At 69.7% G+C, this 26,775-nt stretch carries 26 protein-coding genes; 14 read left to right on the forward strand and 12 right to left on the reverse strand.

The window, feature by feature from the left end; all coding sequences use genetic code 11:
* The coding region (locus tag GBZ26_RS03040) for a glycosyltransferase (RefSeq protein ID WP_174437541.1) at positions 1 to 231 on the forward strand (231 nt) is incomplete at its 5' end.
* The gene (locus GBZ26_RS03045; protein ID WP_174437542.1) at positions 228 to 812 is read left to right on the forward strand and encodes a histidine phosphatase family protein; all 585 of its coding nucleotides are present in this window, start codon (positions 228 to 230) and stop codon (positions 810 to 812) included. The genes GBZ26_RS03040 and GBZ26_RS03045, both read left to right, overlap by 4 nt.
* A 9-nt stretch (positions 813 to 821) precedes the next feature.
* Here the strand turns inward: GBZ26_RS03045 and xth are convergent, their stop codons facing one another.
* Entirely contained in the window at positions 822 to 1,616 is a 795-nt protein-coding gene (gene xth / locus GBZ26_RS03050; protein WP_174437543.1) for an exodeoxyribonuclease III, read from the reverse strand.
* A gap of 25 nt (positions 1,617 to 1,641) precedes the next feature.
* Entirely contained in the window at positions 1,642 to 2,325 is a 684-nt protein-coding gene (locus GBZ26_RS03055; RefSeq protein ID WP_174437544.1) for a fumarylacetoacetate hydrolase family protein, read from the reverse strand.
* 398 nt (positions 2,326 to 2,723) lie between these two features.
* Between GBZ26_RS03055 and GBZ26_RS03060 the strand changes: the two genes are divergently transcribed.
* Positions 2,724 to 3,218, forward strand: coding sequence for a MarR family winged helix-turn-helix transcriptional regulator (locus GBZ26_RS03060; protein WP_051140036.1), 495 nt, complete (start codon positions 2,724 to 2,726; stop codon positions 3,216 to 3,218).
* Between the two features lie 88 nt (positions 3,219 to 3,306).
* On the opposite strand, the gene GBZ26_RS03065 is transcribed toward GBZ26_RS03060, so the two are convergent.
* The gene (locus GBZ26_RS03065; protein WP_174437545.1) at positions 3,307 to 4,068 is read right to left on the reverse strand and encodes a gamma-glutamyl-gamma-aminobutyrate hydrolase family protein; all 762 of its coding nucleotides are present in this window, start codon (positions 4,066 to 4,068) and stop codon (positions 3,307 to 3,309) included.
* Positions 4,069 to 4,375: 307 nt separating this feature from the next.
* On the opposite strand from GBZ26_RS03065, the gene speD reads away from it, so the two are divergent.
* Together speD and speE are read left to right on the forward strand one after the other, a co-directional pair.
* A complete protein-coding gene (speD, locus tag GBZ26_RS03070) occupies positions 4,376 to 4,789 on the forward strand; it encodes an adenosylmethionine decarboxylase (protein WP_236778146.1) in 414 nt (137 codons plus the stop codon).
* Positions 4,786 to 5,646 (forward strand): polyamine aminopropyltransferase, encoded by an 861-nt coding sequence (speE, locus tag GBZ26_RS03075; protein WP_174437546.1) that lies wholly within the window; start codon positions 4,786 to 4,788, stop codon positions 5,644 to 5,646. Before speD ends, speE begins: the two co-directional genes overlap by 4 nt.
* Before the next feature lie 3 nt (positions 5,647 to 5,649).
* On the opposite strand, the gene GBZ26_RS03080 is transcribed toward speE, so the two are convergent.
* The 3 genes from GBZ26_RS03080 to GBZ26_RS03090 form a co-directional block, all read right to left on the reverse strand.
* Positions 5,650 to 7,167: an alpha/beta hydrolase gene (locus GBZ26_RS03080; protein ID WP_343207172.1), complete on the reverse strand. Its 1,518-nt coding sequence runs from the start codon at positions 7,165 to 7,167 to the stop codon at positions 5,650 to 5,652.
* A gap of 156 nt (positions 7,168 to 7,323) precedes the next feature.
* Positions 7,324 to 8,529 carry an OpgC family protein gene (locus GBZ26_RS03085; protein ID WP_174437547.1) on the reverse strand — a complete coding sequence of 402 codons (1,206 nt, stop codon included), beginning with the start codon at positions 8,527 to 8,529 and terminating at the stop codon, positions 7,324 to 7,326.
* Positions 8,530 to 8,743: 214 nt separating this feature from the next.
* Positions 8,744 to 9,496 (reverse strand): SDR family oxidoreductase, encoded by a 753-nt coding sequence (locus GBZ26_RS03090; protein ID WP_174437548.1) that lies wholly within the window; start codon positions 9,494 to 9,496, stop codon positions 8,744 to 8,746.
* Between the two features lie 148 nt (positions 9,497 to 9,644).
* Between GBZ26_RS03090 and GBZ26_RS03095 the strand changes: the two genes are divergently transcribed.
* Positions 9,645 to 10,325, forward strand: coding sequence for a TetR/AcrR family transcriptional regulator (locus GBZ26_RS03095; RefSeq protein WP_174437549.1), 681 nt, complete (start codon positions 9,645 to 9,647; stop codon positions 10,323 to 10,325).
* Between the two features lie 79 nt (positions 10,326 to 10,404).
* Here GBZ26_RS03095 and catB read toward each other — a convergent pair whose 3' ends face one another.
* On the reverse strand, positions 10,405 to 11,040 hold the full coding sequence (gene catB / locus GBZ26_RS03100; protein ID WP_174437550.1) for a type B chloramphenicol O-acetyltransferase: 636 nt from the start codon (positions 11,038 to 11,040) through the stop codon (positions 10,405 to 10,407).
* A gap of 305 nt (positions 11,041 to 11,345) precedes the next feature.
* On the opposite strand from catB, the gene GBZ26_RS03105 reads away from it, so the two are divergent.
* From GBZ26_RS03105 to GBZ26_RS03120, 4 genes are all read left to right on the forward strand, one after another.
* Positions 11,346 to 11,546, forward strand: a complete 201-nt coding sequence (locus tag GBZ26_RS03105; RefSeq protein ID WP_035670522.1) for a hypothetical protein — start codon at positions 11,346 to 11,348, stop codon at positions 11,544 to 11,546.
* Positions 11,547 to 11,939: 393 nt separating this feature from the next.
* Positions 11,940 to 12,341: a MarR family winged helix-turn-helix transcriptional regulator gene (locus tag GBZ26_RS03110; protein WP_174437551.1), complete on the forward strand. Its 402-nt coding sequence runs from the start codon at positions 11,940 to 11,942 to the stop codon at positions 12,339 to 12,341.
* A 97-nt stretch (positions 12,342 to 12,438) separates the two neighbouring features.
* Positions 12,439 to 12,918, forward strand: coding sequence for a YchJ family protein (locus GBZ26_RS03115; protein WP_094301341.1), 480 nt, complete (start codon positions 12,439 to 12,441; stop codon positions 12,916 to 12,918).
* 15 nt (positions 12,919 to 12,933) lie between these two features.
* The gene (locus GBZ26_RS03120; protein WP_174437552.1) at positions 12,934 to 13,695 is read left to right on the forward strand and encodes a YkgJ family cysteine cluster protein; all 762 of its coding nucleotides are present in this window, start codon (positions 12,934 to 12,936) and stop codon (positions 13,693 to 13,695) included.
* 33 nt (positions 13,696 to 13,728) lie between these two features.
* Here the strand turns inward: GBZ26_RS03120 and GBZ26_RS03125 are convergent, their stop codons facing one another.
* The 3 genes from GBZ26_RS03125 to murJ form a co-directional block, all read right to left on the reverse strand.
* Positions 13,729 to 14,346, reverse strand: coding sequence for a pyroglutamyl-peptidase I family protein (locus GBZ26_RS03125; RefSeq protein WP_174437553.1), 618 nt, complete (start codon positions 14,344 to 14,346; stop codon positions 13,729 to 13,731).
* 25 nt (positions 14,347 to 14,371) lie between these two features.
* Positions 14,372 to 15,370 (reverse strand): tryptophan--tRNA ligase, encoded by a 999-nt coding sequence (trpS, locus tag GBZ26_RS03130; RefSeq protein ID WP_014238993.1) that lies wholly within the window; start codon positions 15,368 to 15,370, stop codon positions 14,372 to 14,374.
* Between the two features lie 61 nt (positions 15,371 to 15,431).
* Positions 15,432 to 17,006 carry a murein biosynthesis integral membrane protein MurJ gene (gene murJ, locus GBZ26_RS03135; protein WP_174437554.1) on the reverse strand — a complete coding sequence of 525 codons (1,575 nt, stop codon included), beginning with the start codon at positions 17,004 to 17,006 and terminating at the stop codon, positions 15,432 to 15,434.
* Between the two features lie 206 nt (positions 17,007 to 17,212).
* Here murJ and GBZ26_RS03140 point away from each other — a divergent pair, with 206 nt between their 5' ends.
* The 3 genes from GBZ26_RS03140 (at position 17,213) to GBZ26_RS03150 (ending at position 21,625) form a co-directional block, all read left to right on the forward strand.
* Complete coding sequence (locus GBZ26_RS03140) at positions 17,213 to 19,732, forward strand: ATP-binding protein (RefSeq protein ID WP_174437555.1); 2,520 nt, start codon at positions 17,213 to 17,215, stop codon at positions 19,730 to 19,732.
* A gap of 182 nt (positions 19,733 to 19,914) precedes the next feature.
* Positions 19,915 to 21,027 carry an ABC transporter substrate-binding protein gene (locus GBZ26_RS03145; protein WP_114861162.1) on the forward strand — a complete coding sequence of 371 codons (1,113 nt, stop codon included), beginning with the start codon at positions 19,915 to 19,917 and terminating at the stop codon, positions 21,025 to 21,027.
* A 196-nt stretch (positions 21,028 to 21,223) separates the two neighbouring features.
* A complete protein-coding gene (locus GBZ26_RS03150; RefSeq protein WP_174437556.1) occupies positions 21,224 to 21,625 on the forward strand; it encodes a hypothetical protein in 402 nt (133 codons plus the stop codon).
* Between the two features lie 126 nt (positions 21,626 to 21,751).
* Here GBZ26_RS03150 and GBZ26_RS03155 read toward each other — a convergent pair whose 3' ends face one another.
* Entirely contained in the window at positions 21,752 to 22,684 is a 933-nt protein-coding gene (locus GBZ26_RS03155) for a replication protein RepA (protein WP_014238998.1), read from the reverse strand.
* Between the two features lie 671 nt (positions 22,685 to 23,355).
* On the opposite strand from GBZ26_RS03155, the gene GBZ26_RS03160 reads away from it, so the two are divergent.
* Complete coding sequence (locus GBZ26_RS03160; RefSeq protein WP_174437557.1) at positions 23,356 to 23,934, forward strand: phosphatase PAP2 family protein; 579 nt, start codon at positions 23,356 to 23,358, stop codon at positions 23,932 to 23,934.
* A 10-nt stretch (positions 23,935 to 23,944) separates the two neighbouring features.
* Here the strand turns inward: GBZ26_RS03160 and GBZ26_RS03165 are convergent, their stop codons facing one another.
* Positions 23,945 to 26,746, reverse strand: coding sequence for a [protein-PII] uridylyltransferase (locus tag GBZ26_RS03165; protein ID WP_174437572.1), 2,802 nt, complete (start codon positions 26,744 to 26,746; stop codon positions 23,945 to 23,947).
* Positions 26,747 to 26,775: the final 29 nt, after the last annotated feature.

Below are 26,775 nucleotides of genomic sequence, written 5' to 3' on the forward strand. Positions count from 1 at the left end.
ACGGGGGGGGTGCCGGACGTCGTGCGCGACGGGGTGACCGGCCTGTTGCCTCCCGTGGGCGACGCGGAGGCTTTTGCCGCCGCCGTCAGGGCGCTGCTCGACGACCCTGGGAAACGCCGCCGCTTCGGCGAGGCCGCGCGCCGCATCGCCGTCGAGGAACACGATCTGTCCATCGCGGTGGAGGCGCTGGACGCGGTGGTCCGGCGCGCCGCGCGGAAAGGGAATCCATGACCGACCTCATCATCCTGCGCCACGGGCCGACCGCCTGGAACGCCGCGCACCGTCTCCAGGGCGGCATCGACGAGCCGCTGTCCGACGAGGGCCGCGCCCGAGTCGCGACCTGGAGGCTGCCGCCGGACGTGCTGGGCTACCGTTGGGTCGCCAGCCCGAAGCGGCGGGCCTGGGAGACGGCCCGGCTGCTCGGCCTCGATCCGTCGCCGGAACCGCGTCTGGTCGAAATGGGCTGGGGGGAATGGGAAGGCCGCCTGCTGGAGGAACTGCGGTCGAGCGGCGCCCTGACCGCGGACCGAGAGCGGATGGGCCTCGACTTCCGGGCGCCCGGCGGGGAGAGCCCGCGCGACGTGCAGGCGCGGCTGATCCCCTGGCTGGCCGAGGTGGGCGCGCAGGGCGTGCCGACCGGGGCGGTGGCCCACAACGGGGTGATGCGGGCGCTCTACGCGCTGGCCACCGGCTGGGACATGGTGGGCAAGCCGGCCCACCGCCTGACCGACGGCTGCGCCCACCGCTTCCGGGTGGCGGAGGACGGGACGCCGTCGGTCATAACGATGAACGTGCCTCTGGCGGCGGGCTGACCCAGCGGATCACACGTCCAGATCGACCATCACCGGCACATGGTCGGACGGCTTCGGCTCCCAGCCGCGGGCCTCGCGCAGGACGCGGTGGCCGGTCAGCGCGTCCTTCAGCGGCGGGGTGACCCAGATGTGGTCCAGCCGCCGGCCGCGGTCGGAGGCCGCCCAGTCCTTCGCGCGGTAGCTCCACCAGGTGTAGAGCTTTTCCGTGGGCGGAACGAAATGGCGCAGCGCGTCCACCCAGCCGATGGACGCCTGCATCGCCGTCAACTTCGCCACCTCCACCGGTGTGTGGGAAACGATCTTCAGAAGCTCCTTGTGGCTCCAGACGTCGTTCTCCAGCGGTGCGATGTTCAGGTCGCCGACCATGACCATGCGGCGGTCCGGGCTGCGCCGGGTCGTCCACCACTCGGTCATTTCGTCAACGAACTGAAGCTTGTGGGCGAACTTGTCGTTCTGTTCCGGGTCCGGAATGTCCCCGCCCGCCGGGATGTAGACGCTGTGCAGCTCGATCCCGCCGGGCAGTTCGGCGAAGACGTGGCGGCAGTCCTGCTTGCCGCACCAGTGCTGCACGTCGCGCGACGCGAAGGGCAGCTTCGACAGGATGGCGACGCCGTTGTAGCTCTTCATCCCGTGGATGTGGGCGTGGACGTAGCCCTTCCCGGCCAGCGGGGCCATGGGGAAGTCGGTGTCGACGACCTTGGTCTCCTGCAGGCAGATGACGTCCGGCTGCGCCTCGTCGATGAGGCGCAGCAGCAGGTCCATCCGCATGCGGACGGAGTTGATGTTCCAGGTGGCGATGCGCATCGTCGAGTGATCCGTATGGCCGATGTCAGGCGATGGTGACGGCGATGGAGCCGACGCCCTCGACCGCGCCTTCCAGCCGGTCGCCGGCGACCACCGGGCCGACGCCCTCCGGCGTGCCGGTGTAGATCAGGTCGCCCGGCTGCAGTTCGACCAAGCCCGACAGGTAGGAAATCGTTTCGGACACGGACCAGATCAGGTCCGCCAGATCGCCCTTCTGGCGCAGGTCGCCGTTGACCGACAGCGTCACCGATCCCTTGTCGGGGTGGCCGATGTCGGCGGCGCGGCGCAGCGTGCCGCAGGGGGCGGACTGGTCGAAGCCCTTGCCCATGTCCCAGGGCTTGCCTTCCTTCTTCGCCGCGTTCTGCAGGTCGCGGCGGGTCATGTCCAGCCCCACGCCATAGCCGTAGACATGGTCCAGCGCGCGCTCCACCGGGATGTCGCGCCCGCCGGTGCCGATGGCCACGACCAGCTCGATCTCATGGTGCAGGTTGGCGGTCCGGGGCGGGTAGGGGATGGCGGTGCCGTCGGCGACGATGGCGTCGGCGGGCTTCATGAAGAAGAACGGCGGCTCGCGGTCCGGATCGGCGCCCATCTCGCGCGCGTGGGCGGCGTAGTTGCGGCCGACGCAGTAGATGCGGCGGACCGGGAACGGATCGCCGCCAGCGACCGGAACGGTGGGCTGGGGCCACAGGGGAATGGCGTAGGCCATGGCGCGCCTTTCTTTCGGAGGGGGTGCGGTTCGGGCAACCACCCTACCGGAAAGATCATCAGAAAAAAGCCCCAGCCGTCGGGCCGGGGCTTTGGCGCGAAGACGCCCGGTCTGGGGGGGACCGGGCGTCGGAAGCTCCGTTGTTGGAGCCCGCCTGCGGCAGGGGAATGAACCGTCGACGGGCAACCGCGCCGGCATGCCTGTTTCCGGGGGGGCCGGTGTCAGGAGCGCGATCACTTCTTAGGGCTAGAGGTGGAGCCGCTTCCGGGCGGAACCAATGCGCAACAGGAATGGGTGCTATGCATATGAGGCGGATTGTGTGGTTCTTGCTGACAAATTCGGCACCTGCCTGCATTTTACACGACCAATAGACTAGTCAATAAACGACGGCTTTCACGTTGACCGACATCGACCGCCCCACCCCCTCGGACCGGCGCACCCGCCAGCGTCCGAGCAAGTCCGGAAAGATGGCCCTCGGCCCTCTGCCGGAGCTCGTCGGCTACAATCTGCGCAAGGCGCAGGTGGCCGTGTTCCAGAGCTTCCAGAACGCCGTGTCGCCCCACGACATGACGCCGGGACAGTTCGGCGTCCTGATCATGATCAAGGAGAACGAGGGCTTGTCGCAGTCCGACCTGGGCTCGGCGGTGGGCATCGACCGTTCGACCATGGTCGCGGTCATCGACCGGCTCGAGTCGCGCGGTCTGGTCATCCGGGCGCCCTCGCCCAACGACCGCCGCTCCTACGCGCTCCGCCTGTCCCCGGAAGGGGAGAAGCTGCTGGACGAGCTGATTCCGCGCATCCAGGCCCATGACAAGGCCATGGTGAAGGATCTCTCGGCCGAGGAGCAGGCGCAGCTCATCGACTTCCTCCGCCGCATCTCGCGGGCCGGCTGAAGCTGACGGGCTGAGAGTGGCGTGCCCAAATCCTGGGCACGCGGCACCTGCCGATTGTTGACCTAATCTATTGTCCTGAAACCATCTTTCAGGAAAGGCGCCGCCGCGCCCGGTCGGCGGCGGCGCTTCCGAAGGCGCGCAGGATCGCCGCCGACAGCGGGTTCTCCCAGAACCGCCATTCCGGGTGCCACTGCACAGCCAGCGCGAAGGCCGGCGCCCCCGCCACCCGCACCGCCTCGACCAGCCCATCCTCGGCCATCGCCTCCACGATCAGCCCGTCGGCCAGCCGATCGACGCCCTGCCCGTGCAAGGAGTTGACGGTCACCGCGGCCTCGCCGCCGGCCAGCTTTTCCAGCACGCCGCCGGGGGTCAGCCGCACGCTGTGCGACGGCCCGTACTGCACGGCCAACGGCGCCTCCTTGTCCTCGCGGTGGTTGGCGTAGCCCGGCACCTCGTGCACCCGCTGGTGCAGCGTGCCGCCCAGCGCCACGTTCAGTTCCTGGAAGCCGCGGCAGATGCCCAGCAGCGGCACGCCCATCTCCAGCGCGGCGCGGATCAGCGGCAGGGTGGTGTCGTCGCGCTCCGGGTCGTGCAGGGTGCCCGGCTCACTGGGCGACCCGCCGTAGCGGTGCGGCTCGACGTTCGACGGGCTTCCGGTGACCAGCAGCCCGTCGAGCCGGCCAGCCACCTCGTCCATGTCCAGCGCCGTTCCCAGCGCCGGGATCAGCAGCGGCATGCCGCCGGCCCCGTCCGACACCGCACGCACATACTTGTCGCCGACGACGTGGAAGGGATGCTCGCCCATCATGCGGGCGCAGGCGGGAACGCCGATCAGCGGCTTGCGGTTCATGGTGGGGAGGACCTCCAGACAGGATGCCGGCCCGCTCCGGACGGCGGCGGACAGGCGATTATGCGCCGCCGCCGCGCGCCGCGCCAGAGGGCCGCCGCCAAGCACAAAGGGGATGCGGGGACAGAATTGTGTTGATTCGCATGCGAATTTGTCCCATATGCCCCCCTCCTCCGCGCCACCTGCGCGGAACATCTGCTGATGGGGGAGAACGATGGCGAAGACCGCTTCTCTCTTCCAATTGGGGATGGACTTGGGAAGCGATCCAAGGAAAGCCCAAACGGAAGGTCAAATCTCCAACCGGACCAACGTGACTTCTGGTCCCTGGAGGGAATCTCAAGACGACCGCAAGGACCATTTCATCGTCCGCGATGGCAAGGTCTGCGCCGGCACCCACCTGATCGTCGATCTGTGGGGCGCCGAACGTCTGGACGAGCTGGACCATGTCCGTTCCACGCTGATCGAGTCCGTGGAGGTGGCGGGGGCGACGCTCCTGCACATCCACCTGCATCATTTCACGCCGAACGGCGGCATCTCCGGCGTGGCGGTGCTCGCCGAGTCGCACATCAGCATCCACACCTGGCCGGAACGCGGCTACGCCGCGCTGGACATCTTCATGTGCGGCGACGCGCAGCCCATGAAGGCCATCCCGGTGCTGGAACGCGCCTTCAAGCCCACCGGCGTGAAGTGCGACGAGCTGCTGCGCGGCGAAACCGGGTCATGAGCGACTCCGGCTCCGGCTGGTACGACGAGACGTTGCATAGGGACGTGGCCCAGCGCCTGCGCATGGGCCGCGTCCTGCACCGCGACCGCACCGGCCTCCAGGACCTGGTGATCTTCGAGAACCCGGTGCTGGGCCGCGTGATGGCGCTCGACGGCGTCGTCCAGACCACCGAGGGCGATGAGTTCGTCTATCACGAGATGCTGACCCATGTGCCGATCCTGGCGCATGGGCGGGTCCGCCGCGTCCTGATCGTCGGCGGTGGCGACGGCGGCATGCTGCGCCGCTGCCTGGAGCACAAGGCGGTGGAGCGGGTGACGATGGTGGAGATCGACCGCTCCGTGGTCGACCTGTCCATCGCCCATCTGCCGTCGATCAGCGCCGGCGCCTTCGACGATCCGCGCACGGATCTGGTGATCGCCGACGGCTGCGCCTTCGTCAAGGAGACCACGGAGCGGTTCGACGTCATCATCGTCGATTCCACCGACCCCCACGGGCCGGGCGCCGTCCTCTTCACCGAGGCGTTCTACGCCGACTGCAAGGCGCGGCTGACCCCCGGCGGCGTGCTGGTCACCCAGAACGGCGTGCCGTTCCTCCAGCCGGACGAGTTGAAGGACAGCCACCGGCGGCTGGGCCGACTGTTCGCGGACGCGAGCTTCTTCGTGGCGCCGGTGCCCAGCTACTACGGCGGCTTCATGGCCTTCGGCTGGGCCACCGACGACGCGGCGCTGCGCCGCCAGACGGCGGAGGCGATCCGCCCGCGCTTCGCCGCGGCGGGGCTCGTCACCCGCTACTACACGCCCGACATCCACGTCGCCAGCTTCGCCCTGCCGGCCTTCATGCTGGACGCGCTGAAGTAGAGCTTACGGCGGCTGGAACCCCGGCGGCTTGGCCGCCGCCGGGCAGGCGTTGGCGGGCAGGGTTTCCGAATCCACGAACTGGGTGGCGGCGGCGACGGCGCAGTCATCCGATGCGGTGACCAGATGGCCGGCGCTGCGGAAGACCAGATGCCGGCTTTTCGGCAGGGTCGCCGCGGCGCGCTCCGCCCAGTCCGGCGGGGTCAGCGGGTCGTAGGCGCCGGACAGCAGGAGAACCGGCACCGGGCTGGCCACCGGCAGCCGCTCCGACGCCTCCTGCGCGGCGGCGGGCCATTGGGCGCAGACGCGCCGGCCGGGATCGTCGGCGGTGACCGCGCCGTAGGGGGCGAAGCGGCGGGCGGCGTCGGCCAGCCGCAGCGGGTCGGCGGGGTTCACCGTCTCCCGGCATTCGATGGAAAAGGCCATGCCCTCCGCCGAGTCGGGGTCGCCCAGCCAAGGGGCAGGAACCCAGTCGGTCAGGCGGTCGTAGCGGCCGCGCCACGCCCGTTCGATCAGGGCGGGCAGGCGGGGCACGCTTTCGCCCTCGGCCATCGCCTCCAGCAGGGCCGACAGGGCGGCGGCGCTGTCCAGCCGCGCCCAGCGCGGAATCTCCGGATCGCCCACCGGCACGTCCACCGGGGCCTTGCCCAGCCGCTCGACCAGCTCCAGCAGATGACGCTCCAGGTCCGGATAGGCGGCGCGGCACACGCGGTTGGCCGCGCAATCGTCGAACAGCCGCTTGAACGCCCGGTGCGCCAGCCAGGGCGCCTCCTCCGTCGCGTTCACGTCAGGCGGGTAGATGGAATCGAGCACCGCGGCGCGCACCCGCCCGCTGTGGCGCCGCAGGATCTCCAGCGCCACCCGCGTGCCGTAGGACACGGCGAACAGGTTGACCCGCGGCGCGCCCAGCGCCGTGGCGACGTCCATGGCGTCGTCGGCGGCGATGGGGGTGGTGAACATGGCGCCGTCCAGCCCGGCGGCGGTGAAGCGGTCGCGGCAGGCGGCGATGGCCGTGCGCTCCAGCGCGGCGCGGCGATCCCGCGACACCGGGCGCAGGCGGGGCGCAGCGCCCAGCACGTCCAGCTCCGGGCAGTCGGTGTCCGGCTCGGCCCGCCCGGCGCCGCGCGGGTCGAACAGCACGACGTGGCGTGACCGGCGGAAGCCGGCGGTCAGCGACCACCACACCTCCATCCGCTCCTCCACCGCCTCGCCGCTGCCGAAGGGAGAGGCGCCGGGGCCGCCCTCCAGGAACAGGACCGGGTCGGGAGACGGCTGCTTGGCGGTGGACAGCAGGACGACGACCGGCAGGCGGAAGGCCCGCGTCGCCGGCCGGTCGCGCCGGTCGGGCACGCCGACGGTCCCGCACAGCGCGGCCTCGCCCTCGGGCACGGAGAACCAGCAGGGGCCGGGCACGAAGCGGGGGTCGGCCTTGGCCGGCGCCGGGGCCAGCGAGGGCGCCACCGACACCGCCAGCAGTGCGGCGGCCAGGGTTCCCAACCACCGATGATGGGCGCGTCTCGTCACGCGGGTCGATCGTCCTCAGCAACGCAAGGGTGGGCGGGGATCGGCCGGTCGACGGCCCTTCCAGCGGTCCCACCCCTTTTGATGCTTTCTCTTTGACCCAGCGGGGCGGCCTTGTCCAGGACAAGAGGAATTCCGTCCGTCCAGGCCCTTACACGCTCAGCCCCGCGACGGGCCCATCCGGACGGCGCCCCGCTCCGCCGGCCTGGCGCGGCTCCGCTCCCGCCACAGGGCGGGGATGGCGAGGCTGGCGACGCTGGCGAGCAGCAGAACCGCCTTGGTGAGCTGGTTGAAGGGGCCGCCGAACAGGTCGATCAGCAGGATCGCGTAGGCGACCAGCACGTGGAACAGATAGACCTGCAGCGAGTGCCGCCCCAGCAGCCGGAGGAAGGGCAGGTTGAACAGCGCGGTAAGCAGCCGGGCGGTGCCGGCGGCGACCGGGTGGGACGACCGCGGCCCCGCGACGAGCAGCCACGATACGGCATAGGCCAGCGCCGCGAAGTTCGCGAGGTAGACGAGGCTGAACTCGGTGCGGTCGACGTAGCGCAGGAAACGCTCGCCGACGATCGGGCTGACCAGCTCATGGACGAAGGACAGGTGCCAGGCCGCGCAGACCACCACGGTGACCAGCGCCGGAACCAGCCAGGGCGGCCGCTCGACCGGGAACCAGCGGTCGGTGTCGAAGCGGCCCCGCTGCACGGCGCTGCCGATCAGCAGCCCGGCGACGTAGAGCACCTGCCAGGCGAGCGGGTTGAACGGCCCGCGCACCGCCAGCCCGTCGCTGAGCCGCGCCAGCCCGGCGTCGAGCGCGCTCAGCACCGGCACATGCAGGCCCGTCTGCACGGCGGCCCACAGCGCGGCGCTGCCCAGCGCGACCTTGCGGGCGTGGCCGTCGAGGATCAGGCGGAGCAGCAGCGGCGTCGCCGCGAGGTAGAGGATGTACTGGATCAGCAGATCCGTGAAGGTCGGCGAATGCAGGAGGAGCGCACTCGCCAGCAGGGTGCCGGGCTCCAGTCCGGCCAGATGGCCGAGGAAGCCGCCCAGAGGCTCCCGCGCGCCGGGGACCAGCACAACCATGGTGGTGACCAGCGCGATCACCAGCATGGTCGAGACGTACAGTTCGCGGGCGCGGGCGAACAGGCGCCGCCGCGCCGCCTCGGGCGAACGCTGGGTCCAGACGCGGGTGTAGTACATCCCGGCGACGATGCCCGACAGCAGGACGAAGCCCTGGGCGTCCTGCACATAGCCGAGTTCGGCGTGGTTGACCTTGGCGAGCAGCACGCCGCCGGCCAGCACCACATGGTTCACCATCATGAAGACGAGGAAATAACCCCGCAGCCCGTCGAGCGTCGCGGAACGGCTCATCGGGCGACACCCTGCGGCGGCGGCCGGGTTGCGGGGGAATCGGCCGTTCTCATCGGTGCGTGCCGCATCTGTGGCGTCTCCGTTGCTGCCGTTGATGGTGGTGTTGACGCTCCTCGGGTCGCCCCATATTCGTCGTTAACGGATCGTTAATCCTTGGTCGGAGCCGTCCGGGAGAGCCTTTTCGAACAAAGGCTTCCCCGAGCCGGATCCAGAATCAGGCGTTCAGGCCGCCGTCCACCGTCAGGGTGGCCCCGGAGATCTGCCGCGCCGCCGGGCTGGCCAGGAAGGCGACGGCCGCCGCCACATCCTCCGGCTTGCCGTAACGGCCGAGCGGCGTTTGCGAGCGCAGGATTTCGGCGTGGTCTCCGTTCGCCGGATTCATGTCGGTGTCGGTCGCTCCCGGCTGAACCAGATTGACGGTGATGTCACGCGGGCCGAGTTCGCGGGCGAGGCCGTGCGTCAGGGCGATCTGCGCCGACTTGGTCATCGAATAGACGGTGACGCCCGGGGCGGTGATGCGGTCGGCGAGGCACGACCCGATGAAGACGATGCGCCCCCCCTCCTTCAGATGCGGGATGGCCGCCTGAGCCACCAGCACCGCCGCGCGCACGTTGACGTCCAGAAGCGCGTCGATGTCGGCGAGGCTCATCTCCTCGACCAAGCCCTGGCGGGCGATGCCGGCGTTGTTGACCAGGATGTCGAGGCCGCCGAGCGCCTCCACCGTCCGGCCGACCAAGTCCGCCATGGCCCCCGGATCGGCGCTGTCGGCCTGGATGGCGACCGCGCGCCGGCCCTTCGCCTCGATCGCCCGGACCACTTCGGCGGCGCGCTCGGCCGACCGCTCGTAGGAGATCGCCACATCCGCGCCCTTGGCGGCGAGCGCCAGCGCGATGGCGGCGCCGATGCCCCGCGAACCGCCCGTCACCAGGGCGCGCTTGCCAACCAACTCACCACTCTGCTCAACCATGATCCGGCCTTTCTGTGTCGTTCGATACAAAAATAGCTAGAGGCGTCCGGCGCCGCGGTCAACATATTTTGTATTGATCGACACAGAAATAGAACGCCGTCGCCGGAGGCCATTGCCCCCACGTCGCGGCGGGATTAAATAGTGATCGATGCAGAAATCAGGACCGACCCCGCCACCCACCGACGACAGGACCGCGGCCCCGCCGCCCGCCCGCGGGCGCGGACGGCCGCGCGCGTTCGACCGCGAGGCCGCCCTGGCCCAGGCGACCCGCCTGTTCTGGAGCAAGGGCTACGAGGCGACCTCCATCGCCGACCTGACGGAGGCCATGGGGATCGCCTCGCCCAGCCTCTACGCCGCCTTCGGCTCGAAGGAGGCGCTCTACGTCGAGGCGGTGAACCACTACCGCAAAAGCTACGAGGGGTTGGTCTGGGGGCGCTTTTTCACCGCCGGCACCGCCCGCGAGGCGGTCATGGGCCTGCTGATGGACTCGGCCGCGACCCTCACCGGTTGCCGCGGCGACATCCCGCGCGGCTGCATGGTGACGCTCTCCGCGGTCGGCAGCGAGGGGCACGCCGAACTGGGTGAGGTGGTGCGGTCGGCGCGCGCCTCGGCGGTCGACATCCTGACGGAGCGTATGGCGCGGGCCGTGGCCGAGGGCGAGATCCCGGCCTCGGTCGATCTCCACGCGCTCGCCCGGTTCGTGCAGACGGTGCAGGCCGGCATGTCGATCCTCGCCCGCGACGGCGCGGAGCGCGCCGAGCTGGAGGCGGTGGCCGAGGTCGCGATGCTGGGCTGGGACGCCCGCGTCGGCGGCCGCCCCTCCCCCTGAGCTTTCCAGGCGCGTTCGGTGTGACTCACGGGGGTCGACCTCGCCTGCAAACGAACAGGCGAGGCCGGCCCGATTGCTGTCAGTCGCGTTCGATCACATCGCGCCAATAGCGATGCAGACGCGCGACGTCGCAGCTGGTCAGGATCGGCATGGCGCCCTGCAACTGGTCGTCGGACCAATCCCACCACCTCATCTCGAGCAGCAACGCGATGAGATCGTCGTCGAAGCGCTTGCGGATCACCCGGGCGGGGTTGCCGCCCACGATCGCATAGGGTTCGACGTCGCGCGTCACCAGCGCCCTTGTGCCGATCACAGCGCCGTCGCCGATGGTGACGCCGGGCATGACGATGGCCTCCGACCCGATCCAGACGTCGTTGCCGACCACCGTGTCGCCGGCCGGCCGGTAGCCGTTCCGGGCGCCGGCGAAGGACGGCACCTCGGGCATCCAGAAGAAGGGAAAGGTGCTGATCCAGTCGTTCCGGTGGCCTTGGTTGCCCGCCATGATGAAGGCCGCGCCGGACCCGATCGAGCAGAAGCTGCCGATCACCAACCGGTCGACGCCCTCGTCCGGAAGAAGAAACCGGGCGCAGTCGTCGAAGCTGTGGCCATGATAATAGCCGGAATAATAGCTGTACCGGCCGACGACGATGTTCGGGTTGGTGACCTGCTTGTCCAGCGTGATGCCCTTGAACGGGCTTTCGAAGACGTTTTCCATGACGTTGCTCACGGCTTGTGAGCCGCCGATGCGGCGGCTTTCCGCCTGCGCGCGGGCGCAGGGACACACCGCGGGCTCCCCTTCCGGGGTGCGCGCGTTCAGGCTCTGCGCGTCGAACGCGTCAGAGCACGATGCCGGTGGTACTTGGGGTCGCCTTCATGACGGGACTCCATACCGTGGAAAAAGCGGATCGCCAAGAGCGAAGGCGGAGCAGCCCAACCGCCTGGCCCGGCAGGTGGGAATCACGCTTGACGGAAATCATCCGATAGCGGATTAATTGCTCATCTGCACCAAGGAGAGGAGTCATGCAAACCTTGTGGAACGCCCTGCTGCGGCAGTGGCTGGACACCGCCGGCGACGATGCCGGGGTGGAGACGCTGAGCGCCCATCTGCGGCGCGACATCGGGCTGGACGGAACCGAAGCGGGCTATGTGCCGGCCCAACACATCCGGGAGCGGAACCTTTCGGATGCCCGGTCATTTTTGACGTTGCAAGCGTATCGCTGACAGGCGATACCCGATCCTGCGGTTCCCTTCGGGGCCGCGCCTTCCTTCAACCCCTGCCTTCCTTCAACCCACGGAGACCACGATGAAAGCCATCGTACCCACCACCCCGAATCGCCGACAGGGCGATTGGTCCGCCCATACCACTCGGCGAGCTAACGGCTCCCTTCTTCAACCCAGCGCATTGGAACGCGAATTCCGGATATCGAGAGGAAGCCATGTGTGTCTTTTTGGGGTTTTGCGGTCGTTCGGTCTTCGTTGAGCACGCCCACTGGGCCTCTCCGGATCGTTTTTTCGACGCCCGGCGGGATAACGGGGAATTCGTGATATGGCTTGGACGCCTGAACATCATCTACACACCGGCCCGATGGGGTCCTCGCTCGGGGAGGGTCGCTGATGCCGGCCCATATTCGCGCTGACGAGGTTCGCCCTGACGAGGTGACCACCGTCGTCCATGTGCTCGAGGCGTTTCGCAAGCTCGATCCCGACCTGCCGATCCAGTACGCGCTGTCCTTCATGACGATCGCGCAGAACGAAGGGATTTCCATCGGCGAGCTTGCGGAACGCCTGGGCATCGCCCAATCCTCCGCGTCGCGCAACGTCGCGGCCCTCAGCCGCTGGCACAGCTTCGGGAAGGCCGGGCTCGACCTCGTCCAGGCCCAGGAAGACCCGCGCGAACGCCGCCGCAAGATCGTCACGCTCACCGACACCGGCCGCGCCTTCCTCGAAGAGCTGCGCGCCATCGTGAAGCCGACCGTCCACACCCCGTCCGAACCGCGCCGCGCCCGTTCGGCCTGACCTCACCTGTCCGTCCGTTGTGTTCGGTCCGCAGCGCTTGACCGGGGTGGCCCATCCTGCCACACCAGCCCCGGACCCACCGACGGACCCGCGCGCCATGACCTCCTCCGCCTGCCCCTGCTGTTCCGGCCTTTCCTTCGAGACCTGCTGCGGCCCGATCCTGGCCGGCGCGCCCGCCGCGACGGCCGAGGCGCTGATGCGGTCGCGCTACACCGCCTTCGTGCGCCACGACCTCGACCATGTGGAGCGCACCCACGCGCCGGAGATCCGCGAGGACTTCAACCGCGCCGAGGCGGAGCGGGTGGCCGACGAGTGCGACTGGCAGCGGCTCGACGTGCTGCGCGCGACGGAGGAGGGCGACGAGGGCACCGTCGAGTTCCTCATCCACTTCCGCCGCGACGGCCAGGACATGCGCCACCACGAGCGCGCGTCCTTCCGCCGCCTCGACGGCCAGTGGCTCTACAGCGCCGGCGAGGTGAACCCGAAGGGCGAGCCGCGCCGGGTCGTCAAGGTCGGCCGCAACGAGCCCTGCCCCTGCGGGTCGGGGAAGAAGTTCAAGGCCTGCTGCGGCCGCTGAGGGCGGACCCGGATCATGGAACCGCGCTTCGCCTGCACCGCCTGCGGAAAATGCTGCCACGGGCTGCTGCCGCTGACGCTCAAGGACGCGGTGGCCCACGCCGTCCGCTTCCCGCTGGCCCTGGTCTGGACGGTGGTGCGGTCGAACGCGAAATCCTACGACCTCGCCACCCGGCTGGGCACCAGCGTGCGCCTGCCCAACCGAAAGACGGTGGCGGTGCTGATCCAGCCCACCGCCTATCTGCCGAACCATTTTCCCTGCCCGGCGCTCCAGCCCGACAACCTCTGCGGCATCCACGCCGACAAGCCGTCGCGCTGCCGGACCATGCCCTTCTATCCCTACCGCGAGGAAAAGGACCAGGCTGACCTGCTCGTCCCGCGCAAGGGCTGGGAGTGCGACGTCTCGGCGGAGGCGCCGGTCGTCTACCGCAACCACGCCATCCTCGACCGCGCGGACTTCGACCGCGAGCGCGCCGACCTGCTGGAACAGGCGCCGGTCATGCGCACCTACGCCGATTATGTGCTGAAATACATGCCCTGGATCGTCAACGATCTGGCGAAGATGGCGGCGGCCCCGGCGGGGGGAAAGCTGGTCACCAGCCTGTCCTCCTTCCTGACGGCGACCCGGCGCACCGACGCGCGGGAGCTGGCGGCGGCCCAGGCGCCGCTGATGCAGGCGATGGCCGAGCGCACCCGGAACGATCCGGCGCTGGCGGATTTCCACAAGAACTACGCGGGCTGGGCGAAGGAGATGGAGCGGCTGGCGCAGCGCCCCTGATCGCGGCGCCCCTGATCGCAGCGGGCCGCCGGGTCAGGCGGCGATCCCCAGCCCCTGGCGCAGCAGCCCGACCAGCGCGCGCACCGCCCGTTCCTGCTGATCCAACGTCAGGCCGGAGCGGCCGGGCTGGTCGGCGACCTGCTCCGGCAGCGGCGGCAGGTGGACGAAGCCCATGGGAAGGTCGAGGTCCGCCATCTCGATCAGGTGGCGGGCGCGGTAGAACAGGTGGTTGCAGACGAAGCCGCCGGCATGGTCGCTGAAGGTCACCGGCAGGCCGGCGATGGCCAGCTCGCGGACCAGCGTCGGGACGGGCAGGGTGGAGCTGTAGGCGGTCGGCCCGTCCGGCTCGATGGCGTCGTCGGTGCGCACCACCCCGGCGTTGTCGGCCTGCTCGCTCTCGTCGCGGTTCCAGGCCAGCCGCTCGATCTTGATGTATTCGGACCTGGCGGCCAGCCCGAAACACAGGGCGGCGGCGGGCTGGTGCTCCTCCAGCAGGGCGGCGAAGGCCGCGCCGCAGGAGTCGTATTCGACCGGCAGGACCGCGGTGACGACCCCCGGCTCACCGGCCAGCCGCTCCATGAGGAGCGCCGTCGGGTTGACGGCGTGATCCCCGAAGGGCTGGAACCCGGTGAGCAGGATGGGAGCCGTCACGGCGGACGCCTTTCGGTCGGGGTGGTCAGGGACGCAGAAGGCCGATGATGTCCTTCACGCCGTTCAGGTTCGTCTCGGCGATGGCCGCCGCGCGTTCGCCGCCGCGGCGCAGCAGGCGGTCGATCTCCGCCTTGTCGTCCAGCAGCTCCTTCATGCGGGTGGTCATCGGGGCGAGCTTGGCGACCGACAGATCGACCAGCGCCGCCTTGAAGCCGGAGAACTGGGCGCCCGCGAACTGCTGCACCGTCTGCTCGCGCGTCTGGCCGGACAGGGCGGCGTAGATGGTCACGAGGTTGTCGGCTTCCGGACGCTTCTCCAGGTCAGCCAGATTGTCCGGCAGCGGTTCCGGATCGGTCTTGGCCTTGCGGACCTTCGTCGCGATGGTGTCGGCGTCGTCGGTCATGTTGATGCGCGAATATTCGGACTCGTCCGACTTGCTCATCTTCTTGGTGCCGTCGCGCAAGGACATTACGCGCGTCGCCTCGCCCAGGATCTGCGGCTCGGGCAGCGGGAAGAACTCGGTGTCGTAGCGGCGGTTGAAGGCGCCGGCGATGTCGCGGGCCAGCTCCAGATGCTGCTTCTGGTCCTCGCCCACCGGGACGTGGGTGGCCTTGTAGAGCAGGATGTCGGCGGCCATCAGCACCGGGTAGGAGTAGAGGCCGAGGTTCGCCATGTCCTTCTGCTTGCCGGCCTTCTCCTTGAACTGCGTCATGCGGTTCAGCCAGCCGAGCGGCGTGTGGCAGGAGAGGATCCAGGCCAGTTCCGAATGGGCCGGGACGAAGGACTGGTTGAAGAGGATGTTCTTCTCCGGGTCGATGCCGGCGGCGATGTAGGCCGCGGTGACCTCGCGGATGTTGTTGCGCAGGACCTCCGCGTCCTGGTCGATGGTCAGCGCGTGCAGGTCGACGACGCAGAAGATGCACTCGTAGCTGTTCTGCAGCTCGACCCAGTTGCGCAGCGCCCCCAGATAGTTGCCGAGGTGAAGCTGCCGGGTCGGCTGCATGCCGGAGAAGATGCGGTTCACGGGAGGACTCTCGCTCGAAACTTCTGGAAGGCGGCTGTTATCGCGCCGGAACCGGGCGGGGTCAAGACACGGGCGGCTCCAATTCCGGAGTGTCCTTGCGCAGGAAGCCCTTCAGGTCGGCCAGATCGGTGGCGCCGGTCAGCTGCGCCAGCGCCCCGAACACCGCCACGCCGCCGCCGACCAGCAGGGCCAGCGCCCCGAAGCGGACGAGCGTGGAGGCCGCCTCCAGCCCCGGCGCCAAAGCCGACGCGCCGACCAGAAGCGCCGCCCCCATGCCCAGCGCCGCCGCGGCGATGCGCGGCGCGCGGCCGAGGAACCGCTCGTCCAGTTGCAGGAACCCCCGGCGGCGCAGCGCGTGGCCCAGCAGGGCGAGGTTTGCCCAAGCGGTCAGCCCCGTCGCCAGCGCGATCCCCACATGGCCCAGCACCGGCATCAGCGCGACGCCCAGCGCCAGGTTGGCGACGGTCACCACCACGGCGACGCGCACCGGGGTCGCCGTGTCCTGGCGGGCAAAGAAAGCGGCGTTCAGCGCCTTGACGATGACATGGGCGGGGATGCCGATGGCGTAGGCGGCCAGCGCCCAGGCCGTCGCCTGCGCCTCGGCCGGGCCGAAGGCGCCGCGCTCGAACAGCACCGACACGATGGGCGCCCCGGCCACGCCCAGCGCCACCGCGGCCGGCAGGCCGAGCAGCAGGCTGAATTCCAAAGCGCGGCTGAGATAGTGGCGGACCATCCGCTCGTCCCCCGCCGCGGCGTGGCGGGCGAGCACGGGCAGCAGCGCGGTGCCGATGGCGATGCCGATGACGCCCAGCGGCATCTGGTTCAGCCGGTCGGCGTAATAGAGGAAGGACACCGCGCCCGACGGCAGCAGCGAGGCCAGAACGACGTTCAGGAACAGGTTGATCTGCATGACCCCGGCGCCGATGGCCCCCGGCCCGACCAGCCGGAACAGGCGGCGCATCCCCTCGGTCAGCCGCGGCGCGGTCAGGCGCAGCGTCACCCCCGCCGCCCGGCAGGCCCAGCCCATCCAGACCAGCTGGACGACGCCGGACAGCGTCACCGCCGCGGCCATCGCCCGCCCCGGCTCCAGCCCCAGCCGCGGCGCGGTCAGCAAGGCGGCGATCAGAGTCAGGTTGAAGGCGATGGGGGCGGCGGCGAAGGGGCCGAAGCGGTCCAGCGCGTTCAGCACCCCGCCCAGCAGCGCCACCAGCGAAATCAGCGTCAGATAGGGGAAGGTGAGCCGCGCCATGTCGACGGCCAGCGCGAACTTCGCCGGCTCGTCCACGAAGCCCGGCGCCAGGACGTGCATCAGCGCGGGCATCGCCAGGATGGCCAGGGCGGTGAAAGGCAGCAGCACGGACAGCAGGATCGCCAGCGCCTGCTCGGCGAAGGCCACCGCGGCGGCGCGGCCGTTGCGCTGAAGCTCCGCCGCGAACAGCGGGACGAAGGCGACGCTGAAGGCGCCCTCGGCGAACAGGCGGCGGAAGAAGTTCGGCAGCTTCAGCGCCACGAAGAAGGCGTCGGCCACCGGCCCGGCGCCGAGCACCGCCGCGGTCAGAATGTCGCGGGCGAAGCCGGCCAGCCGGCTCAGCAGGGTCAGGCTGCCGACGGTGGCGATGGCGCGGGCGAAGCTCATCCGCCGACCGTCCCGCTCGGCGCCGATCCCCGCGGCAGCGGTGCCAAAGACCCCGCAAAGGAACCCGCAAAAGTTTGATTATTCTCTACTTTTTGTATCATTGGTCGCCGGATTGTCCATTGAAGGGGGAAGTCGGCTGGCGCATAATGCCCGACAGGCAGTGTTTGAGGTCGGCAGTGCGTCGATGGATCGCGTTTCCGCGGGGAATGGAGGCTCGTCTCGTTCTTCCCGCCGTTGCGGTCGCCGTCGCCATCGCGGCGTTGTGGTGGACGCTGCTGACCCGCATCGACCGCGAGGAACGCTTTCTCGACCAGACGACCCGCCAGCACACGGCGGCGATGGCGCAGCTGGTCGAGGAACAGGCCATCGCCACCTTCCGCCGGCTGGACGATCTTCTGATCGACGTCGCCTCCCATGTCGAAAAGGACATTCCGCTCCTGATTCCCACCCGGCGGTCGTTCGAGGAAGGCTTGGCCGCCTCCATCCGGATTTACGACGCGAACAGCTGGCTGTCCATGGGCTTGGGGCGGACCACCACCCGCAACCCCGTGCTGGAGTGGGAGGAGTTCGCCCGGCACAAGTCCGGCGCCCACCGGAAGGGAAACCAGAAGGGGTTCGTCATCGGCCTGCCCTTCGTCAGCCCGGGCACGTCGGACGTGTTCATCCCGGTGTCACGCCGTCTGGACGGAGCGGACGGGACGTTCCGCGGCGTCGCCGTGATCGACGTCCCGGCGGAGATCTTCTCCCGCTTCTACGGCCGCCTGGACCTGCCGCACGACAGCTCGGTCGCCATCGCCCGCGCGGACGGCCCCCTGCTGGCCCGCCAGGCCCTTCAGGACCAGGTGTTCGGGCGCAGCTTCCGTGGCTCCGGTCTGTGGCCGGAGGCCGGCAGCGGAACGGTTCAACACCATCGGGTCGTCAGCCCGGTCGACGGGGTGGAGCGCATCTACGCTTTCCGCGCCTCCGCCGACTACCCGCTGATGACGGTGGTCGGGGAGTCGGTGGAGACGGTGTTCGGCGCGTGGCGGCAGAACCGCTTCTATTCCATCATCTGGGCCGCCGCCGCCACCGCGGTGATCCTGCTGTTCACCACCGCCTTCCTGGTGGAGCTTCAGCGGCGCCGCCATGGCGACCGGGCGCTGCGCATCCGCAACCGGGCCATGGAATGGAGCGGCGACGGCATCCTGATCGCCGACGCCACCCGGCCCGGCGTTCCGGTGGTCTACACCAACCCCGCCTTTTCCCGGCTGATGGGGATTGGCCCGGGCGACGCCGACGGGCGTGCCGCGCGGGAGGTGCTGGCCGGCCTGATAGGGGATGAGACGGGGCTGTGCCCGCTGTGCGACGGCGACGAAAACGCCGGGGACATGAGCGCGGAGTTCCTGCGCCGGAGCGCCGGTTCGGGCACCGGTACGGGAAGCGGCGCGCCGGAAGTCTGGCTGGAGTTGCGCGCCTCGCCGGTGCGCGGCGCCGGCGGGCGGCTGGTCAGCGTGATCGCCACCGTCCGCGACATCACCGAGCACAAGACAGCCCAGGCCGCGCTGGCCGAGGCGCGGCGGGAGGCCGAGCGCGCCAACATCGGCAAGTCGAAGTTCCTGGCGGCGGCCAGCCACGACCTGCGACAGCCCGTGCAGTCGCTGATGCTGCTGATGGAGGCGCTGTCCACCCGCGCTACCGATCCCGCCATGCGCAAGATCCTGACCACCATGGACCGCGCGCTGGGCGCCCTGAAGATGCTGCTCGACGGGCTGCTCGACGTGTCGCGGCTGGAGGCCGGGGCGGTGGAGCCGAAGCGCACGGTCTTCCCGGTGACGGAACTGCTGGACCGCATCGCCGCCAACAGCCGGCCGGTGGCGGTGCGCAAGGGGCTGCTGCTGCACATCGTGCCCTGCGGCGCCCATGTGGACAGCGACCCGATGCTGCTCGGCCGCATCCTTCAGAACCTCGTGGAGAACGCGCTGCGCTACACCAACCGCGGGCGCATCCTGGTCGGTTGCCGGCGGCGCGGCGCGGTGCTGCGGATCGAGGTGTGGGACACCGGCATCGGCATCCCCACCGACCGGCAGGAGGACATCTTCCAGGAGTTCGTGCAGGTCGGGAACGCCAGCCGCGACCGCGACCAGGGGCTGGGGCTGGGGCTCGCCGTGGTGCGCCGGCTGGCCGGCATGCTGGACCACCCGGTCGGCCTGCGCTCCGAACCGGGGCGGGGATCGGTCTTCCGGGTGGAGGTGCCGCTTGCCGATCCCCCCGCTCCGGCCAAGACGCTGCCGGAGGACTTTCCCGTGACCGCCCGCATGCGGGCCGGCGCCCGCGTGCTGGTGGTCGAGGACGACCCCATCGTCCGCGAGGGGCTGTGCGCGATGATCCGGCAATGGGGGCACGAGGTGTTTCCCGCCGCCAGCTTCGGCGAGGCGGTGGAGGTGCTGCGCCGCCACCCCGATCCGGACGTGATCGTCGCCGATTACCGGCTGGGCGAAGGGCACACCGGCACCGAGACCATCCGCGAGGTGCGGCGGCGGTCGAAGCGCCCGATCCCCGGGGTCCTGGTGACCGGCGACACCGCCCCGGAGCGTCTGGCGGAGGCCGAGGCCGGCAAGTTCAGCATCCTCCACAAGCCCGTCCTGGCCGACGATCTGCGCTGGGCCATCGCCCTGGCCCTGGCCCCGACGTCTGTCGCCCGGGACATGCCGCCGCACGGCGCGGCGCCGCGCGAACTGGTCGACTGAACCAGTGCACCGCCGTCGCGAAGGCCGTGTCATGCGCCGGGCGTGCGGCAGCCTGTGCCTGTTTGCCCATTGCGCCGGACCCGTCCCTTTGCTTGTTTGCCTGTTTCGGAGGCGGCGTCCGCGGTCTCCGACCCGAAAGCGTTCGATAAAAAGAACCTGTTCCCGGAGAGAGGAATCCACCCATGATCCGTGCGAAGCTGGCTGTGACCGCCGCCGCCGTCGCCCTGGGGGCCGGCCTGTGGGCCGGGGCTGCCCAGGCCGACATCACCATTGCGCTGGCCGGCCCGATGACCGGCGCCGCCGCCGCCTATGGCGAGCAGACCCGCGCCGGCGTCGAGGCCGCCGTGGCCGACATCAACGCCAAGGGCGGGCTGCTCGGCCAGAAGCTGGTCCTGACCATCGCCGACGACGCCTGCGACGCCAAGCAGGCGGTGGCCGCCGCCAACAAGCTGGTCAGCCAGAACGTCGCCGCGGTGATCGGCCATGTCTGCTCCGGCGCCTCCATCGCCGCTTCCAACGTCTATGGCGAGGAGGGGATCGTGATGATCTCCCCCACCGCGACCAGCCCGCAGCTCACCGACCGGGGCCTGAAGAACGTCTTCCGCGTCTGCGGCCGCGACGACCAGCAGGGCGAGGTGGCGGCCAAGCTGATCGCCGACCGCTACAAGGGCAAGAAGGTCGCCATCGTCCACGACAAGCAGGCCTACGGCCAGGGCCTCGCCGACGACGTGAAGCGCCGGCTGAACGCCGCCGGCATCACCGAGGCCGCCTTCACCAGCATCACCGCCGGCGAGAAGGACTATTCCGCGCTGATCACCCGGCTGAAGTCGGACGGGGTGGACGTGCTCTATTACGGCGGCTACGACCAGGAGCTGGGCCTGATCGCCCGTCAGGCGGCGGACCAGCAGTTCCGTCCGCAGATCATCGGCGCCGACGGCATCCAGCCGCAGTCCTACTGGAACATCGCGGGCGACACGGCGGAAGGCACGCTGTTCACCTTCTCCCCCGACCCGCAGCGCAACCCCGCCGCCAAGCCGGTGGTGGAGGCCCTTCAGGCGAAGAACATCCGCACCGACGGCTTCACGCTGTTCGCCTACGCCGCGGTGCAGACCTACGCCGAGGCCGTGCAGAAGGCCAACAGCGCCAAGCCCGACGCCGTGGCGAAGGCGCTGCGCGCCGGCCCGTCCTTCGACACGGTGGTCGGCTCGCTGTCCTTCGACGACAAGGGCGACCTGAAGCAGCCGGGCTACGTGTTCTGGGCCTGGAAGAACGGCGAGAAGGTCCAGGTGGACTGAGTCCATCCGGCCGATTCGCAGGAAGGAAGGCGGGGCCGCCGTGCCCCGCCTTTTTTCTGTCCGCCTTTTTTCCCGGCGGATTCGGGATGGTCGGCGATTGCCAAGGGTGGGGTGCGAACCTTTTGCCCGCTCCCGTGTTTGGGCAAAGGTAACCAAACACCGCCAACCAACACCGCCAATGGGCAGGGAGGCCGCGATGCACCGTCACGCCGGACGCCGTTCGCGCAATCGCAGGACCGCCGGGATCATCCTGTGCACCGGCCTGCTCGGCCTCGGCGCCTGCGCCGGTCTCGCTCCGCCGCGCAGCGCGGAGCCCGCCCCCGGGGCGGTGGAGGCGCTGAACGGCCTGGTGCGGGGAGCCTGCAATCGTCAAGCCGCGTCCGTGCTGGCGGGTGAAGGGATTCCGGTGGAGCAGTTCCGGGCCGCGGTCTACAGCGAATTGCGCACCGGACCGGGCGGGCGGGTGTCGCAATACGAGGTCTGGCTGTATTCGCGGGACAAACCGGGCGTGCTCATCATCAATACGGACGAGACGTGCCGTCCGATGCAGATCTACACGCGGGAAGGCGGCAGTCTGCAGGCCTTCAAGGCGGGGTAGACGAAGCTCCGCCCGTCCGCTTTGGGAGGATGCCGCTTCGGCCCCTGGCAATCGCCGACTCCGATTCCGGAGCCGGGCCGGTTGGCAATCGCCGACTTAACAGCCGCCGACTTATCTGCCGCCGACTTACCCGCGCGCGGCGGGCAGGATCTTGCGTTCCGGAATCGGCGGGGGCGAGGGGTAGAGCAGGACCCCGGTGTCGGAGAATTCCACCCGTGCCGCCTCGTAGACGGCCAGCGCCAGATCCAGCGCCACGCGGAATTCCGGCTTGAAGTGCTTCAACTCCTTGTAGCCGCCGCCGAACTGGGTGAAGAGCGCCTTCCAGGTCACCGGAATCGGGTCGCGCAGCACGTGCAGCCGGTAGGCCAGCCAGACATAGACGTCGATCGCCATGGAGCAGCCGCCGATGTGGCGGATCGCCGGCTCCCAGATCGGGACGGGGGAGCGCTTCAGCGCGGCGAAGAAGGTTTCCGACAGTTGCACCGTCTCGCGCCACAGCGTGCCCTGGCCGTCGTCGTCGCGCAGGCGGATGCCGCCGTTGACGATGTTCTCCTTGGCGAAGCCCTCCGCGCCGTCCTTGTCCCAGAAGAAGGTCAGGCGGCACAGGTTGATGCGGGTCGCCTGCTCCTGCACCGCCTTGTAGGTGGAGCCGCCGGCCGAGACGCCCATGCGGTCGAGCCAGTCGTTCATCGAGCGGCCAAGCTCGATCTCGCGGCTGTTGTCCTGGATGGCGCGGGTCTGGAGATAGAGCAGGATCAGCCGCGCCTTGGCGCCGTAGGGGACGCCGACCGGCATCAGGCTGCCGTCGCGCTTGCGCTCCTTGCCCGGTTCGACCAGCAGGGTGACGCGGCCCTGGTCGCGGCGCCATTCGGCGTCCGGCGCCAGCTTCCGGTGGGGCAGGCTGGTGAGGCAGAATCCGGAATAGGTGATGCCCAGCGCGTTGGACTCGTCCTCCAGCACCGCCGCCGCGACATCGACGACGCTGGCCCGCTTCGGGTCCACGAGATTCCGCGCCTCGCGCCGGCCATGCGTCATGATGAGTTGGTGCACGTCGCCCATAGGTCCCCCCGTCCATTCTGCCTGCAGTCGATCATGCACCGCCGGGAGAGTCCATTTGGCGATCGCCGACGAGGCTAATTGAGACCTAATTGCTGGAGTCTATTTGCTAGGTCGGCGATTGCCTGGGGACGACTCGGGGGTGCGTCGGCGATTGCCAGAAGACTCGTCGGCGTTCGCCAAGGGACCTTGTGGGAATCATCGGTGACTCGGCCCAGACTTAAGGCGACTCGGGCATTGGTCGGCGATTGCCAAGGCGGAGTGGAGCGGGCGAGTCGCGACTCGGGATTTCATGGGTGGTCTTGCCGATGTCTGGCCGAGCGTCTGGCCGGATGGTCGGCGATTGCCAAGGCGCCGCGGTGGGCCGGTTTGGCAATCGCCGACTCCTCCCTCTCCTGCCTCGGGAGAGGGAAGGGGCCCACGCGCAGCGTGGGAAGGGTGAGGGTGTCGCCGAGGATCAGCCTTTGGATTCTCGTGCGACCCTCACCCGGCGCCTTTGGCGCCACCCTCTCCCGGGACGGGAGAGGGACGTTGGAACGGTCGGCGATTGCCAAGCTCTCACCCCTCACGCCGGGCACCCCTGCCTTGCGGCACCCTCGGGGCACGAAACGGCAGCGCGGCTGTTTACGCTTGGCCCCCGCGGTGACGGGGACGTGCTTGGGGAGATTCGTGAGATGAGCGACGAGGCATTCACGGACCGCGTGCTGGACGGCGTGAACGGGCTGGACGGCACCGCCCACCGCAAGGCCGTCGCCCTGGGCACGGAGGCGCCGGCCCTGCGCGACGGGCTCCAGGTGCCCAGCTCCCGCATGGTGCTGATGCCGGCGCTGGGGGCGCTGTGGGCCGCCGGGCTGGGCATGGAAAAGCCGGGCTGGTCGCGTCTCGCCCGGCAGGGGCTGCTCGCCATCGCGCTGGGGACGGTGGCCGGCAAGGGGATCAAGCGCGTCGTCTGCCGCGCCCGCCCGAACGAGGGCCGCGACCCCAGCCGCTGGGGCAAGGCCGACGGCAAGCACGCCTCCTTCCCCTCCGGCCACGCCATCAACGTGTCGGCGCTGACCATGGCGGTCGGGCTGAACCGCGGCTTGTCCCCGGCGACCATGGCCAGCCTGGGCTTCGCCGCGGCGGTGGGCTGGTCGAGCCTCGCCACCGAACGCCACTGGGCGTCCGACTACGCCGCCGGCATGGCGACCGGCGTGCTGGCCGGGCTGGCCGCCAAGGCGCTCGACGGCTGGGCGGAGGATCGCCTGTCCTGAGGCTCGGCCTTTATGCGGACGGATCGGCGAGCGCGTGCAGCAACCGTTCGCGGATCTGGGCCAGCTTGCTCTCGTGGGTGACCTTCAGGCCGAAGACGTCCTTCACATAGAAGACGTCGATGGCCTTCTCGCCGTAGGTCGAGATCTTCGCCGAGGAGATCTGCAGCGTCAGGTTGGTCAGCGCCCGGGTCAGGTCGTAGAGCAGGCCGGGGCGGTCGCGCCCGTTGACCTCGATCACCGTGTGGGTGGTCGAGGCGTTGTTGTCGATCAGCACGCGCGGCGGCACGTGGAAGACGCGGGTGCGGCTGGCGTGCGGGGCCTTGCGCTTGGCCAGGTCGTGCAGCGGCTTCAACTGGCCGGACAGCACCTTCTCGATCATCACCGACAGCTTGGCGAGCTTGTCGCCGCTCTCGAAGGCGCCGCCGCCCGTCGCGTCCTGAACGGTGAAGACGTCCAGCGCCATGCCGTTGGTCATGGTGAAGATGCGGGCGTCCACGATGTCCGCCCCCGCCGCCGCCAGCGCCCCGGCGAGGCGGGAGAACAGGCCGTGGTGGTCGGTGGCGAAGATCGTCACCTCGGTGATCGCCCGGCCGCGGTCGATGCGCGTGTTGACGGTCAGCGGTCGTTCGTCGCGCAGCGCCTCGCGGACCAGCCGTGCCTGCCGGCCCAGCGTTTCCGCGTCGAAGGCCAGCCAGTAGGCCGGGTAGCCGAGCGCGAGATGCCGGTCGAAATCGGCGTCGTCGAAGTCGGACAGCTCGGCCCGCAGCGCCGCCTGGGCGGCCTGGATGCGGCGCCCGCGCCCTTCGACCGACAGGCCGCCGGACATCACCTCCTCCGAGCGGTTGTAGAGTTCGCGCAGCAGCGTGGCCTTCCAGTTGTTCCAGCGCTGCGGCCCGACCGCCCGGATGTCCGCCACCGTCAGCACCAGCAGCAGGCGCAACCGCTCCGGCGACTGGACGAGCGAGACGAAGTCGCGCACCGTCTTGTCGTCCTCCAGGTCGCGCTTGAAGGCGGTGTAGGACATGGCGAGATGCCAGCGCACCAGCCAGGCCACCGTCTCCGTCTCCTCCGCCGTCAGGCCGAGCCGCGGGCACAGCTTCTCCGCCACCCGCGCGCCGAGGATGGAATGGTCGCCGCCGCGGCCCTTGGCGATGTCGTGCAGCAGCACGGCGACGTAGAGCGCGCGCCGCGACACCACCTTGTGGATCACCTCCGACGACAGCGGCAGCTCGTCGGTCAGCTCGCCCATCTCGATCTTGTGCAGGATGCCGAGAGCGAACAGCGTGTGCTCGTCCACCGTGTAGACATGGTACATGTCGTACTGCATCTGAGCGACCACCCGGCCGAAGTCGGGGATGAAGCGGGCCAGCACCCCGGCCTCGTTCATGCGGCGCAGCGTGATCTCGGGGTCCTTGCGGCCGGTCAGGATCTCCAGGAACAGCCGGTTGGCCTCCAGGTCGGCGCGCAGCTTCGGCCCCACCACCGACAGCGAGCGCGTGATGGCGCGCAGCGCGTTGGGGTGGATGTCGATGTCGTTCTGCTGGGCGGTGTGGAACAGCCGGATCATGTCCAGCGGCTCGTCCTTGAACTGGCGGTCGTTGCGCACGTTCAGACGCTCGCCGTCCACCACGAAGCCGTCCACGTCCTTGCGGCGGGCCAGGGCCGCCAGCCGCAGGATGTTGAACTTGGGCGGGCGCTTCGATTCCGCCTCCAGCGCCGCGCAGAAGATGCGGGTCAGGTCGCCCACATCCTTGGCGACCAGGAAGTAATGCTTCATGAAGCGCTCCACGCCCTTGGTCCCGGCGTGGTCGGTGTAGCCCATGCGGTTGCCGATCGACGTCTGGACGTCGAAGGTCATCCGGTCCTCCATGCGCCCGGTCAGGTAGTGCAGGTGGCAGCGCGCGGTCCACAGGAAGTTCTGCGCCTTGGCGAAGCGCTGCGCCTCCTCCGGCAGCAGCACCTTCTTGCCGACCAGATCGTCCACATCCTCGACCCGGTACAGGTACTTGGCGATCCAGAACAGGGTCTGGAGATCGCGCAGGCCGCCCTTGCCGTCCTTCAGGTTGGGTTCCAGCACATAGCGGCTGTCGCCCAGCTTCAGGTGGCGGTTGTCGCGCTCGGCCAGCTTGGCCTCGACGAATTCCGGCCCGGTGCCGGCCACCACCTCGCGGTCGAAGCGGCGGCGCAGCTCGGTGAACAGCTTGCGCGGACCCCAGAGGTAGCGGGACTCCAGGATGGCGGTGCGGATGGTGACGTCGGCCTTGGACTGGCGGATGCAGTCGTCGACGCTGCGCACGGCGTGGCCGACCTTCAGCCCGAGGTCCCACAGGATGTAGAGCATGTACTCCACCACCTGCTCCACCCGCGGGGTGCGCTTGTAGGGCAGCAGGAACAGCAGGTCGATGTCGGAGAAGGGCGCCAGTTCGCCCCGGCCGTAGCCGCCGGTGGCGACGATGTCGAACACCTCGCCGGAGGTCGGGTTGGGCGAGGGGAAGATATGGGTGACCGTGAGGTCGGCCAGCGAACGCACCACCCCGTCGGCGAGGTAGCAGTTCTGCCGCACGCAGTCCTCGCCCGATCCCTTGGCCTCGAAGCGGGCGCGCACCTCCGCCCGCCCGTCGTTCAGCGCGCCGCGCAGCCGGGCGATCAGGGCGGGGCGCAGCTTGTCGCCGGTCCCATGCTCCGCCACCAGCTTTTCCAGGTCCTCCGCCAGCTTGCGCCGGGACAGGATCGCGCGCTTGTTGGGGATGTTGGTGGCGCCGGCGTCCTTGGTTTCGGACGCGTCGGCTGAGGCGGCGCGGGTGGAGAGCATCGACAAAACGTGAGCCTTCCCAGGAATGC

This window comes from Azospirillum formosense, from assembly GCF_013340925.1.
Classification (GTDB): Bacteria; Pseudomonadota; Alphaproteobacteria; order Azospirillales; family Azospirillaceae; genus Azospirillum; species Azospirillum formosense.